The organism is Streptomyces sp. NPDC021019 (assembly GCF_044333295.1).
Lineage (GTDB): Bacteria > Actinomycetota > Actinomycetes > Streptomycetales > Streptomycetaceae > Streptomyces.
Window position 1 is genome coordinate 64122 of sequence record NZ_JBIRQR010000011.1, and the last position, 12093, is coordinate 76214.

A 12093-nucleotide genomic window follows, 5' to 3' on the forward strand; every position below is an offset into this window, starting at 1 on the left:
GACCGTCTGTCAACTTCGAGAGGGAGACGTCATGGCCGACGACGACGGCCCCACCAACGTGATCAACTTCCCCCGCGTGGGCTACACCGCCCCCGCCGACCCCCCGGCCGAACCCCCCGCGCAGGCCCCCGCCGACGTCCCGTTCGCGGCCCCCGCAGACCCCGCCCCGGCCCCGACGGAGCCGTTTGCACTCGCGACACGGACCGACCCGATCGGCGTTATCGCGGCCCTCCCGGACCCGGGTCAGGGGGCCCCGTTCGCCGCCGGTCCGGGGGCCTCCGCGGCCCCCGGACCGGCGGGCGCGGCGGTCCCGGCAACCTTCCGCTCGGAGGGTGCGCAGGCGGCACCGCTTCCGGGCCTGGGGTCGCTGTCCCTGGCGGCGATCCTCGCGGTGTCCCTCGCCGCGATGCGCGGGATTCACTCCAGCATCGCGGCGGGCCGGGCCAGCCGGGAGCAGCGTGAGGCGGTCGCGAAGACCGCGAGCAGCGGCAAGGACGGCGCCTCCAAGGACGGCCCGAAGAAGCCCGTGCCGTCCGGGCCCGAGTACGGCCGCAAAGCCCTCCAGAGCGGTTCTGGCGGCTCGTCAGGGCGGTCTGGCGGCGGCGGTCCGGGCAGGTCCGGGCGGGGCGGCAGCGGGTCGCTCAGCGGCTCGGGCGGCCGGGGGCGCGGCGGGTCGACGACCAAGTCACCCAGCGGTTCCGGCGGTGGGCGTGGACGTGGTTCGGGCGGCGGTTCGGGTTCCGGCTCGGGCGGCGGCGGTCGCACCAACTCGCCTCCCAAGAGCGGCTCCGGGATTACCCCGCTCAAGCGGAACTCGCAGGGCGGCGGCCACAGCCTCAAGAAGAACCGCAACCCCGGTTCGGGCTCCGGCTCGGGCGGGTCGGGAGGTTCCGGCTCTGGCAAAGGCCCGAACAACGGCGGCGGTGGCGGCGGGAAGAACCGCAGCCCCGGCGGCGGGTCCGGGTCCTCCGGCGGCGGCTCTCTCCTGAACCGTAAGCGCGGCCCCGGCAGCACCGGGGCCGGAGCTGGCGGCTCGTCCGGCGGTCCGAAGAAGAAGCACGGACCGGGCTCCGGGACGGGAACCGGCAAGACGACGGGCCCCAACCCCGGTAAGGGCACGGGCGGGAAGACCACACCGACCACGAAGGGCACCGGCCCGGGCAAAGGCACGGGCTCCGGCAAGGGTGCGGGTGGGAAGACCACGCCCGGAGCGCCCAGCTCGAAGGGGCCCGGTAGCGGCAAGGGAACCGGGGCCGGCCCCAAGAGCGGCACGAAGAAGTCGCCGCGCGGGACGACCGGCCCGTCCGGGATCCTGCGCAAGAAGCCCGGCACCACCACCCCCGGCACCGGCCCGAAAACGAAGCCGAAGGGGAAGGGCGGCAGCGGTACGGGCCCCACCACGGCCCCCGGCAGCAAGCGCGGCGGCGGGAAGAAGAGCAAGCCCCGCTCCGGCAAGGGCGGGACCGGCCCGGCCTCGGTGCCCACGGCGCCGGGCGGGAAGTCCCGAAAGGGCAAGAAGCAGGTACTGACGCCGGGCATCGCGCACGGCACGTTCGCGTCGTCGGTGAAGCAGGACTGCCGCTGCCGCGCCTGCCGCCGCTTCAAGAAGGAGTACAGCCGCAAGGTCCTGGGGGCGATGAAGTCTGCCGCCCGGGGCCGGACCACCTTCGGTGAGGCCGTGCACGAGGCCGCCGAGAAGCGGCTCAAGCGCCGCCGCAAGAAGATGGGCCCGCCCATCGTGACGAAGGCCAAGGTCAGGAAGCCGAAGAAGAAGTCCGGCCCCAAGACGACCAAGCCCGCCGGCCCCGCCGCGAAGGCGCCCTCCGGTCCCGCTGGAAAGGCACCGTCGGGTCCGGCCGCGAAGGCACCGGCCCGCCGCACGCCCTGGTCCACCGCCAAGGCGCGGGCCCGTAAGCGCGCCCGGATGCACACCACCACGGTCCCCGCCCCGGCGACCGGCACCACCGTCCCCGCCCCGCCCGCGCCGCCGGCCCCGCCCGGCCCTTTGGCAGCTGCACCGGCTCCGGCCACCGCGGCCGCCGCGCCTGCCGGGGCAGCCACTGCCCCGCCATCGCCGCCGGGAGCACCCGGTTCTGCCGCAGTAGCACCGGGCCCGCCCGCCGCACCTGCCAGCCCCAGTACGGCTCCGGCCTCGGTGGGCGGGGGCACGGTGCCGGGCACCGGCCAGCAGCGCCTGACGCCGTTCGAGGCGATGGGCCTGGCAACGGCGGTGCCCGCCCAGGCCGGGCCGATCACGGTCGAGCGGGCCGACGCCCCCGAGCCCAGCCCGGCGGCGTCCGGCCCCGCCGACAACCCGAGCACGAAGGAGAACAGCGTGAGCACTGCCCCCGACACCCGCGACAGCTGGCTGGCCCAGTGGGGCAGCGGAGGCATCGCGGACATGGACGCCCAGCACCAGACGGAGGTGACCCTCGACGACTCCCTCGACGTCCTCGAGGAGCTCACCGCGCAGTCGTTCAAGGCGCACGAGACCTGCAACAAGCTCTCCGCCAAGGCGAGGCAGATCCGGTACGAGCTGGAGGACCTCGCCGCCGACCTGCGCTCCACGCACAACGTCATCGGCCGCCTGACCGGCGCCGCGATGGCGAAGCTCGCGGAGTCCATGGAGGTGCTGGCCCGCAAGGCCGACGAGATGGCCACCAAGTCCCTCACGGCCGCCGAGCTTTCCGAGAGCGCGGAGAACGCCATGTTCGACGCCTACCGGCCGCTCCAGCAGGCCACCGAGGACACCGGCCTGGCCGTACCCGCCGCCCGCGTCCACAACCAGAACTGAACTGAGAGGAGATCAGCACGTGAGCGACAACCTCCCGGCCATCCCGGGCATGAACCACGGCGTCGCCAGCAGCACCGGCGGTACGGGCGGCGGCGGCCTCGGGTTCCTCGCCCTCGCGGGCCGCACCGCGAAGCTCGCCGCCTCCGCCCTCTTTCTCAAGGAGGGCATGCACCTGCTCCGCTCCCACATGCAGGCCAACTCCACCGCCGCGCTGCGCCTGTCGGAGATGTGCGGCCAGGCCGAAGTCGAGCCCCGCTTCACCTCGATGATCGAGGACGTCTCCACCGCCCTCACCGGCGTCGCGGAGGCCTCCGGCGACATGGTGAACGCCGCCGACTCCGTCGACAACGACGCCCGCGGCTTCAACAACGCCCACGAGAGCGAGTACCGCCCCGGCTACGAAGCCTCCAATAGTTCCGGAGTCCAGCAGGCCAAGCCCGGCTTCTACCGGCGCACCGGCCGCCGCAACTAACCCAACCCACCACCCCCGCAGTACGGGGCCGCACCCACACCGGGCGCGGCCCCGTACTGCGCCCTGCCCCCGAACGGAGGCTGTGTTGAGCACCATCGACCAGGCGGCACCGGCCGTCGACACCACCAAGCGCGTCCCGAGCCACGTCATCTACCGGCGCGTCCTGGCCGAACGCACCTCCTACGCCCTCGCCGCCGCCGGGATGGCCGTCGGCCCGCAGCTGGACGACAGCGCCTGGTCCTACCTCGCCTCCGGCGGCATCGGACTGGGCACCCTGGCCTGGCTGTACGCGAAGACGAAGAGCACCGACCAGGGCCAAGGCCTGGGTGCCATCACCCGGGCGCAGCGCGCGATCCCGTTCCTCACGGCCGCCGGCACCTACGTGGCGAACCTGATCACCCCGGGCTTCAACTGGTGGGAGGTCGTCGCTCCGGCCGCGTGGGCCGGTCTGATGGGCTGGATGGCGCCGCTCACGCGCAGCGCCGGCCTGGTCCTGGAGCTCACCGAGCACCAGGTGCCGACCGGCGGCACCGGTCTTGCTCCCCGGGAGCTGACCTACACCGAGTTCCTCGCCGCGAAGTGGGCGCAGGCCACCGGCGACGGCACCCGGCTCGTCTCCATCGCCCCGTACCGCGCCGACCGGCCGGACTTCGAGGCCGTCGTCGTCGCCCAGGCCGGGAAGGCCGTCCCGGTCTTCACTGAGGTGCAGCTGGCCGCCGCGTTCGACTTCCCGGTCGGCACGGTGAAGATGCGCCCGGTGCAGGGCTCGGGGCCTGGCCGGATGCGGCTGGTCGCCCGCCCCACCTCCGAGGACCGGGAGGCCGTAGCCGAAGGCATCCGCGGGCTGTGGGAGACGGCGGTCGCCGCCCCGGGCAAGGCCGCCCCCGGCGTCGACCTGATCGACCACCGGACCGAGAAGGACCGCATCGTCCTGCTGGTCGCCTCCCCGCCCGGCAAGACGATCTACCTGCCGCACACGGCGATCTGCTCCGCCTTCGGCATCGACGACCCCTCCCGCCTCGTCATCGAGACCGACGGCATCCGCCAGGGCGTCGTCTCCGTCTACAAGACCAACCCGCTCATGAAGGTCCGCAAGGCCACCGTCGAAGACCTGACGATGGACGACAAGGGGCGCATCACCATCGGCGTCTGCCACGACGGCAAGCCCGCCCGGATGCGCCTGTGGGAACCGGGCCAGGGCGCGCTGCGCGGCATCACCGCCGGCGTCACCGGCGCGGGCAAGTCCGTCCTGCAGAACCTGATCCTCGCCGGGGAGAAGCGCTCCGGCATCGTCTCCTGGGTCGGCGACGTCCAGGGCGGCATGAGCCTCCCCGAGGCCGAAGGCCGCGTCGACTGGTTCGCCAAGGGCCCGGTCGAAACCCTCCTGATGCTCACGGCCGCGCACGCGGTCATGAAGTACCGCGAGCGGCTCTCCAACGAGATGGGGCGCGGCGACTTCGCGCTGGGCAAGCCGTGGCCGCTCATCAACATCACGCTGGACGAGATCAACCGGCTGCTGTCCCACCCGGACGAAGCGATGCGCAAGGCCACCGCCTACCTCATCGCCGACATCCAGAAGACCGGCCGCAAGGTCGGCATCGGTATCCGGCTCGCCGTGCAGTCCCTGCACCTCAAGGACCTCGGTGACGACGACGCGATCCGCCAGCAGGGCAAGGTCGGAGCGCTGTTCCTCATGCGCACCGCAAGTTCGTCCACCAAGGAGATGGGCCTGGACGGCATCGCCCCGGCCGGTTTCCAGATGGAGAACATCCCCGCCCGGATCTACGAGAACGGGCAGATCGAAGCGCTGTTCTCCGGCCAGGACGACGAGGACGGAGAGAGCACGGCCGGGATGGCGTACATGTTCCTCGACGGCCGGGCGAAGTTCATGCGCACCTTCTTCGCCCAGAAGGTCGACGGGGTCTACCCCGACCTGATCGCCCTGTACGGCGAAGAGCCGGCGAACGGACTCACCCGAGGCGAGGCGGAGGCCGCGCAGGCCAAGGTCGGCCTCTACGACCTGCGGCACACCAACCCGTACGCCGACTGCGACACCCTCGCCCAGGCCTTCTCCGACGCCCCCGGCAGCACCCCAGCAGCCAGCACCCCGGCCCCCGCAACCGGCGCCGACGGTGATGGCGGCGAAGACCCCGCGCCTGCCCCCTTCGGGGCGCCGTTCGCGGACATCCCGTTCGGCCTCGACAACGACCCCGGCGAGGAGCCCGGCCTCCAGGACCAGATCCTCGAACTCCTCGCGGACGGGCCCAAGCCGCTCAAGGACCTGCGCGCCGCGCTCCCGGACTTCCAGCCCTCCAGCGTCAGCAACGCCTGCTCCCAGCTCAAGGCGAAGGGCCTGGCCACCACGCGCAAGCGCGGCGTCTGGCAGCTCACCGACAGCTGACCCGCACCCCCGACACCCCAACTCACCGAAGGAAACGAACCGTGGCCCTGTCGATCTCCCTGGTCGTCCTGCTCGGCATCATCGTCGTCATCCTCGTGCGCACCGGCTACCAGCGGATCATGCAGGGCACCGCCGTCCTGCTGTTCGGCTTCTTCCTCGCCGGCACCGGCATCGCCCCCACGGTCAACAGCGCCGTCTCCTCCCTCACCGGCTGGATCGGAAGCTTCTGACCAGCCCCAATCCCCGCCCCTCTGCGCCTCCCCGCCCACCCGGCGGGGAGGGCGCCCCGCTTCCCCCCTCGAACCGGAGATCACCGTGGACTTCGAGCACATCACCCGCCCGCTCACCGACGCCGAAGCCAGGGTCGAAGCCGAGCGGATCATCACCCAGTCCTTCCAGCCCGAGACGCCCGTGCGGCACTTCCCGACGTCCTTCCGCGACCCCACACCGCCGCCCGCGTACGGCGACACCCCGCCCGTCCATCAGGACGACAAGCGGATCGTCCCGGCCTGGGCGGCCGGGATCGCGGTCGCCTCCATCGGCGTCGGCGCGGGCATCACCGGAATCGGCTGTGGGGCCTGGCTCGTACTCCAGGGCCTGGCCTCCGTCACGCTCTACGGCGTCCTCATGGTCACCCTGCCGTTCGCGGGCCTCGCCATGGTCGCCACCGCCATCGGCGGCGCGGTCAGCAAGGCCCGCCAGTCGGTGTCCAAGACGGTCTACGAGGGCCCGGTCGTGCAGAACACGCAGATCAACAACACCAGCAACCAGCGGGGGATGTTCTCCCGCACCCGCAACGACGTCCGCTGAACTCCGGGCGCCCTGCCTCGCATCCGACACCGCCCGCCAGCCGGGCCTCGGGTGCGGGACAGGCCGTCCGGCCTCACCGGTCAGTCGTAGTCGATCCAGATCCGGCCGTAGTCATCGACCTCAGCGTCCCGGATCTGACCGTCCACGATCGCCCGGTCGACCGTCACCTCGACGTCCTCTTCCACGTCGAGCCACAGCACACCGTCGTCGTCAGTGAACGCGGGCCAGATCGTCCCGTCCGTGTCGATGACCTGGTCGAAAACGATCTCCACCGGCTCATCCCGGGTGAACCACCCCATCGCAGCCGCCCCCTTCACCCTCTGTCGATTCCGTCGCTCACAGCTTGGCCCACTCGCACGCTCCGTGAACCCCGCATCACCAACAAGGAGTTGCCCCATGCAGAACGACAACGCCCCCCGCACCGAGCGCCAGGAGCTCGCCCACCTCCCCGTGCCCTTCCCGAAGACACCGCCCAAGGAATCCGTACTCGCGGCGCTGCGCACCTGGTGGGACAAGGCGTGGGAGGACGACGGCGTCCTGAACCTGATGTGGATGGACATCCTCAACGTCCCCCAGGACGGGCTGCGGCACATGGCGCCCTGGATCCGGGCCGTCCTGATGCTGACCGCAGCGTCCTTCGTCCTGCTGGCGGTCCTTGCCGCCGGTGAAGCCGTCCTCCACGTCCTGCACCAGCTGCTCACCTTGGTGCCGACGGTGCAGGTCGGCGTCGACACCTCCGACAGCGTGCTCGCCATCGTCGACCAGCCGGTCCGCACCTACATCGCCCAGCACTCCGCCGGCCTCCCGATCGCCGCCTCCACCGTCTACACGCTCTGGCTGGCCACCGGCATCGCCGCCCTGGTCCTCGGCTACTTCACCCGGAGCAACGCCCTGCGGGCGATGTGGACCACGTGGGGGGCGGCCACCGTGTTCATGGTCTGGACGGCAACCCCGGACACCAGCCGCACCGTCGCCGTCGCCCTGGCGGTCCTTGCCTGGACGCTCCTGTCCGCCGTCGCGCTGCACGGGCTGACCCTGCGCCGCACCGTCGGCCGCCCGGCCCACCCCGCGACGCCCCCCGCCCGGCCCGACGTGCACATCCACCTGCCCGCCCCGGCCGCCGACCGGCACAGCAACTGCCCCTTCCGGGACTGACCTCCGGTCGCCCCGCCTGGCCCTCGCCCACCCGCACCCGAGTGGGCGAGGAGCGGACAGGCCGACCGGCCTGAACCACCGAGAAGGGACCCACACCATGACCGTCGAAACCCGCGACGAGACGATCCGCTACACCGCCGACGTCGTCCTCCTCGCCGCCGGCCACGTCCTGCTCATCCAGCGCCGCTGGGACCCCCACGCCGGATCCTGGGCGCTCCCGGGTGGTCACGTCGACGCCGGGGAGGCGTCCCTCCAGGCCGCCGTGCGCGAGCTGGAGGAAGAGACCGGCATCACCGTCCCGGCCAAGGCCCTGCGGCAGGTCGGCGCGTTCGATGCTCCGGGCCGCGACCCGCGCGGCCGGTACGTCACCGTCGCCTACACCGCGACCCGCCCCGAGCTCACCGCACCCACGGCTTTGGACGACGCGGCCGACGCCCGCTGGTGGCCCCTCACCGCACTCCCGGACCTGGCGTTCGACCACGCCGCCATCCTCGCCGCCACCACCCGCTGACCCGGCCGCCCGCCCGGCCCTCACCCCTGCTCCCGGGGGTGAGGACCGGACAGGCCGCCCGGCCACCTGCCACACCCCGCCGTCGCTCTTCGCCGGTGGGGCGCAGCACTGCCCGCCCGCCATCAACCCGTTGGAGGACACCCCGTGCTCATCCCCCGCCCGCGCCGCCGGATCGGCCGGCCCCGCCCGCAGCGCCTCGGCCCTCGCTACCCGCTGCCCCAGCGCCGCCTCCCCGGTACCTGGAACCGGTGATGCCACGCCCCCGGAAGAAGCGCCGCCGCGAGATCACGAAGGTGCCGCGCAGCGACGCGATGCTCGAGGAGTTCGACCGGCGCTCCTGCCCCGAGGGCCTGGTCACCCGCAGGCAGTTACGCGACCGCGGACTGAGCCCCGGCGGGCACGGCCCCGTCGCGGTCCTGCGCTGCAAGGGGTGCTCCTACCGGCCCGGCCAGGCGTGCATCCATCCCACCCGGGCCTGGCTCTACAGCGTGGAACTCGCCCGGCCGAAGCGCACGCCGACGCTCGCGCAGGAAGAAGCGCTGGACCGGGCCATGGCCGCGAGGTCCACATGCCCGGACTGCCGGCGCCGCTATTACTTCTGCCTGCCGCTGCGCACCCAGGGGCGCTGCGACCCCTGCGACAAGGGCTACGAGCCCAGCCCCGACACCTACTTCACCTCCACGGCCCCGGTCGCCCACCGGCTCGCCGCCTGAACCCCTCCAGAAGGAGACCGCCATGCTCAACAGCCTGTTCACCCGCCCCGCCCCCGCCCTCCCTCCCGTCGACGCGCCCGAGACCTGGACGCCGGAGGGAACGCTCGTCTCCCAGCGCTACCGGGCGCTGGAGGGCGCGACCGTCCTCGTCTACACCGCCGACGCCGACCGCGGCACCGCGTACTACGCCGCCGCCTGCCTGGGCTGCACCTACCGCGCGGACGAGACCACCGCGCACAACCGGATGTCGGAGACGGAAGCAGCCAAGGCCGCCAACGCACACGCGACGACCTGCCGGGCGATGCCGCGCTGTGTGCCCGCCCGGCCCGAGGACCCCGAGGCCGTCGAACTCGTCCGCTCCCGGCTGTGGCGCCACCGCTACGGCAAGGCGCCGCACCCGGTGCACCTCGCCGACTTCAACGCACTGCGCGTCGACATCCAGCGCCCCACCCACTGGATCAAGGCGCTGCTGGAGTCCCTCGTGCAGGCCGAACCCGGCTTCCTCACCACGGCGCCCACCAGCGACGGGCAGGGCATCCGATTCATGGTCCAGCCCTTCCGCCGGCCCTGACCATGCGCGCCCGAACCGCCCTGCTGGTCGCCGCCGCCGTGCCCGTCACGGTCTTCGCGGCCGCCGCCGTCCTCAAAGCCAACCGCTGGCGGCTGTACGCCGACCGGCACCGCATCCACCTCACCCCCATTGCCCGCCGCTCCTGCCCCGACTGCCGGGGCGCGGGCGGCTGGTGGACCGGCGGGCCGTTCCCGGAGATGGAGGCGTGCGGCTGCTGGTCCGAGCGGCGCGAGCTCCGCATCCGGCTCCTGCCCGTCCCGGCCTGGCCGGACGAGGAACCGTTCTGAACACCTCCGCCCCGGCCGCACAGGCCGGGGCGGAGACGCACACGGGGACGGCCGCAGCATCGGCAAAGAGGCCGGCCGCCCCGCACCCCTTCACCCGTATCCGAGATCAGGAGACCCACCAGCATGCCCCACCGCCTCACCACCGAGCGCCTGGCCCTCTTCGCGACCCTCCTGGCGACCTTCGGTGAACTGCATCCCGCCTGCGACCACTGGGCCCAGGGCAGCAAGACCGCGTCCCGGAAGCGGCTGTACGGCGAGGACCTGGTCCACGCCGACGGCACCCCCGCCGCGCCGGACTCCACCCGGCCGACCATGACCACCAGCACCCTCGGCAGGCGCGCGGTCGCCTGCCACGTCGCCTCCTACACCGCCGTGCAGCTGGCCGCGACGATCGGCGTCACTCGGGCGTTCGGCTACCGGGTCACCCCAGCCGCTCTCCTCGCCGGCGCGGCCATCAACGCCTCGACCCATGCCGCGATCGACCGCGGTGCTGTTCTTCTGTGGTTGGCGAAGAAGACCAAGAAGACCGGCTACATCGAGCACTGCCAGGCAGTCCGCCTCGACGACGAGGGCACGCTCACCCGGGAGGTGAACGGGCCGGGCAGCGCATGGATGGAGCTGGACGCCGCGCTCCACCGTGCTGTCGGGATCGGCGCGGCCGCCGTCACCACCTGGCTCACCACGCGCCCCGGTGCCCGCTGAGATGGCGAGCGAGAAGGCGACGAATCCGCCCCGCCGGGAGTGTCGGCAGTGCTGGTTCCACGCGTACGCCAGCCGCGAGGCCCACGCCGGGCCCGGCCCGCGGGAGGACTGCCCGCAGTGCGTGGACCACATGATCAACGGCCACCCCGACCACATGATCGTCCGCTGACGGCGCCGCACAACGCCGCCGTCCTACTTCCCCACCACGCCGGGCAGCGCCCCGATCCCGTGCTGCCCGGCGCCCCCTTCTCCTGAGGAGATCCGCATGGCACGCAACCCCAAGCCCGTCACCTGGTACATGACCACCCCCGCCGACGGGATTATCGAAATGTCCCGCCAGGCCGGAACGCCGGTCAGCCTCCCCGACGCCGTCGGCCAGGTCATCGACCACCCCAACCCCTGCGCCAACAAGTGGTTCGACGAGAGCCCCTTCTCGTACTTCCGCATGGTCAAGCGGGTGGGCGAAGCGCTGGAGGACACCGGCATCTGGCCCGCCATCTGGCCGGTCCGGCTTTGGATCGTGGAGCCGGTCGGCGACGCCGGGAACTGGAGCCACCAGCACTACCCCTACCGGATGGTCGCCCACCAGATCCGCGTGCTGGAGGAGACCGACCCGTGGCCCGCGCTCGGTGCCGGCGGCCGGGAGGTCCTGGACGTCATCCACGAGCAGATCCCCGAGCGGGCCGTCCGGTGGGCCGCCGACTGGGACGCCGACCCCGAGGGCATGGAGGAGCGGCGCCGGAACTGGCGCCTGTGCGGGACCCGGGACATCGGCCGCGGGGAGTGGGCGCAGGCCGCGGCCGACATGACCGCCTACGCCAGCCGCGAGTCCGCCGCCCAGCGCTGGGCCGAGCAGCTGGCCACCGACACCGTCGAACGGATCCTCGCCGCCGCCGACTTCAGTCAGGACGCGGTCCACTACGCACGCTCCCGCGCCGCCGAGCTCACCGTCGCCGCCCAGCACCAGGCCCGGCTCAGCCCGTACGTCCTCGACGCGCTGCGCGGTGTCCGCCTCGATGCCGCGTCGGCCGTCGCCGCCTGACCCACGCGACAGCCCGGCGGCCACGGTTTCATGCCGAGGCCGCCGGCCTCCCCACCGGAAGGCACCATGACCGCCCTGACCCTTCCCGCCGGTGCGCTCTGTGCGCTGATCGGCCCGCCGGGCGCCGGTAAGTCCACCTTCGCCCGCCAGCACTTCAAGCCCACCGAGATCGTCTCCTCGGACTTCTGCCGAGCTCTTGTGGCCGACGACGAGAATGATCAGAGCGCCTCCGGCGACGCCTTCGAGGTGCTGCACCTCATCGTCGACAAGCGCTTGGCGCGCGGGCGGCTCACCGTCATCGACGCGACGAACCTCCGCTCCTCCGACCGGGCCTGGCTTCTCGCCTGCGCCCGCCACTGGCAGCGCCCGACCACGGCCGTGCTCTTCGACGTGCCCCTCGCGACCGTGCAGGCGCAGAACGCCGGCCGCGACCGCGTCGTCCCCAGCGACGTGGTGCGCGAGTTCCACGGCCTGCTGCCCACCGTCGACCAACTGATCGACGAGGGCTGGGACGCGGTCCAGCTCTCCTCCACCCTCACCCACCGCAGCCGTACCGGCCACTGACGGCCCGAAACAAAAGACGCTCGGGACCGCCGACGCAACGGCGGTCCCGAGCTATTCCCACCCGTGTCTCA

The 12093-nt window shown here is 72.7% G+C and carries 15 protein-coding genes; 14 read left to right on the plus strand and 1 reads right to left on the minus strand.

What is annotated here, in order from left to right; all coding sequences use genetic code 11:
* Positions 1 to 31 precede the first annotated feature (31 nt).
* The 5 genes from ACH4RG_RS35085 to ACH4RG_RS35105 all read left to right on the plus strand — a co-directional run bounded on the left by ACH4RG_RS35085 (position 32) and on the right by ACH4RG_RS35105 (position 6477).
* Entirely contained in the window at positions 32 to 2794 is a 2763-nt protein-coding gene (locus tag ACH4RG_RS35085) for a hypothetical protein (RefSeq protein ID WP_398540814.1), read from the plus strand.
* A gap of 19 nt (positions 2795 to 2813) precedes the next feature.
* Positions 2814 to 3266, plus strand: coding sequence for a conjugal transfer protein TraB (locus ACH4RG_RS35090; RefSeq protein ID WP_398540815.1), 453 nt, complete (start codon positions 2814 to 2816; stop codon positions 3264 to 3266).
* An 85-nt stretch (positions 3267 to 3351) separates the two neighbouring features.
* Positions 3352 to 5667: a hypothetical protein gene (locus ACH4RG_RS35095; RefSeq protein WP_398540816.1), complete on the plus strand. Its 2316-nt coding sequence runs from the start codon at positions 3352 to 3354 to the stop codon at positions 5665 to 5667.
* A gap of 41 nt (positions 5668 to 5708) precedes the next feature.
* Positions 5709 to 5897, plus strand: coding sequence for a hypothetical protein (locus tag ACH4RG_RS35100; RefSeq protein WP_398540817.1), 189 nt, complete (start codon positions 5709 to 5711; stop codon positions 5895 to 5897).
* Between the two features lie 85 nt (positions 5898 to 5982).
* Complete coding sequence (locus ACH4RG_RS35105; RefSeq protein ID WP_398540818.1) at positions 5983 to 6477, plus strand: hypothetical protein; 495 nt, start codon at positions 5983 to 5985, stop codon at positions 6475 to 6477.
* An 80-nt stretch (positions 6478 to 6557) separates the two neighbouring features.
* On the opposite strand, the gene ACH4RG_RS35110 is transcribed toward ACH4RG_RS35105, so the two are convergent.
* Positions 6558 to 6776 (minus strand): hypothetical protein, encoded by a 219-nt coding sequence (locus ACH4RG_RS35110; RefSeq protein ID WP_398540819.1) that lies wholly within the window; start codon positions 6774 to 6776, stop codon positions 6558 to 6560.
* Between the two features lie 97 nt (positions 6777 to 6873).
* Here ACH4RG_RS35110 and ACH4RG_RS35115 point away from each other — a divergent pair, with 97 nt between their 5' ends.
* The 9 genes from ACH4RG_RS35115 (at position 6874) to ACH4RG_RS35155 (ending at position 12022) form a co-directional block, all read left to right on the plus strand.
* Positions 6874 to 7632: a hypothetical protein gene (locus ACH4RG_RS35115; RefSeq protein WP_398540820.1), complete on the plus strand. Its 759-nt coding sequence runs from the start codon at positions 6874 to 6876 to the stop codon at positions 7630 to 7632.
* A 97-nt stretch (positions 7633 to 7729) separates the two neighbouring features.
* Positions 7730 to 8143, plus strand: a complete 414-nt coding sequence (locus ACH4RG_RS35120; protein ID WP_398540821.1) for an NUDIX domain-containing protein — start codon at positions 7730 to 7732, stop codon at positions 8141 to 8143.
* A gap of 251 nt (positions 8144 to 8394) precedes the next feature.
* The gene (locus ACH4RG_RS35125; RefSeq protein WP_366819942.1) at positions 8395 to 8856 is read left to right on the plus strand and encodes an RRQRL motif-containing zinc-binding protein; all 462 of its coding nucleotides are present in this window, start codon (positions 8395 to 8397) and stop codon (positions 8854 to 8856) included.
* 22 nt (positions 8857 to 8878) lie between these two features.
* Positions 8879 to 9427 (plus strand): hypothetical protein, encoded by a 549-nt coding sequence (locus ACH4RG_RS35130; RefSeq protein WP_398540822.1) that lies wholly within the window; start codon positions 8879 to 8881, stop codon positions 9425 to 9427.
* Positions 9428 to 9429: 2 nt separating this feature from the next.
* On the plus strand, positions 9430 to 9714 hold the full coding sequence (locus tag ACH4RG_RS35135) for a hypothetical protein (RefSeq protein WP_398540823.1): 285 nt from the start codon (positions 9430 to 9432) through the stop codon (positions 9712 to 9714).
* A gap of 123 nt (positions 9715 to 9837) precedes the next feature.
* Positions 9838 to 10416, plus strand: coding sequence for a hypothetical protein (locus ACH4RG_RS35140; protein WP_398540824.1), 579 nt, complete (start codon positions 9838 to 9840; stop codon positions 10414 to 10416).
* A gap of 1 nt (position 10417) precedes the next feature.
* Complete coding sequence (locus ACH4RG_RS35145; protein WP_398540825.1) at positions 10418 to 10585, plus strand: pRL2-8; 168 nt, start codon at positions 10418 to 10420, stop codon at positions 10583 to 10585.
* Between the two features lie 96 nt (positions 10586 to 10681).
* A complete protein-coding gene (locus ACH4RG_RS35150) occupies positions 10682 to 11458 on the plus strand; it encodes a hypothetical protein (protein ID WP_392169170.1) in 777 nt (258 codons plus the stop codon).
* 66 nt (positions 11459 to 11524) lie between these two features.
* Entirely contained in the window at positions 11525 to 12022 is a 498-nt protein-coding gene (locus ACH4RG_RS35155) for an AAA family ATPase (RefSeq protein WP_392169171.1), read from the plus strand.
* The last annotated feature ends 71 nt before the right edge of the window (positions 12023 to 12093 follow it).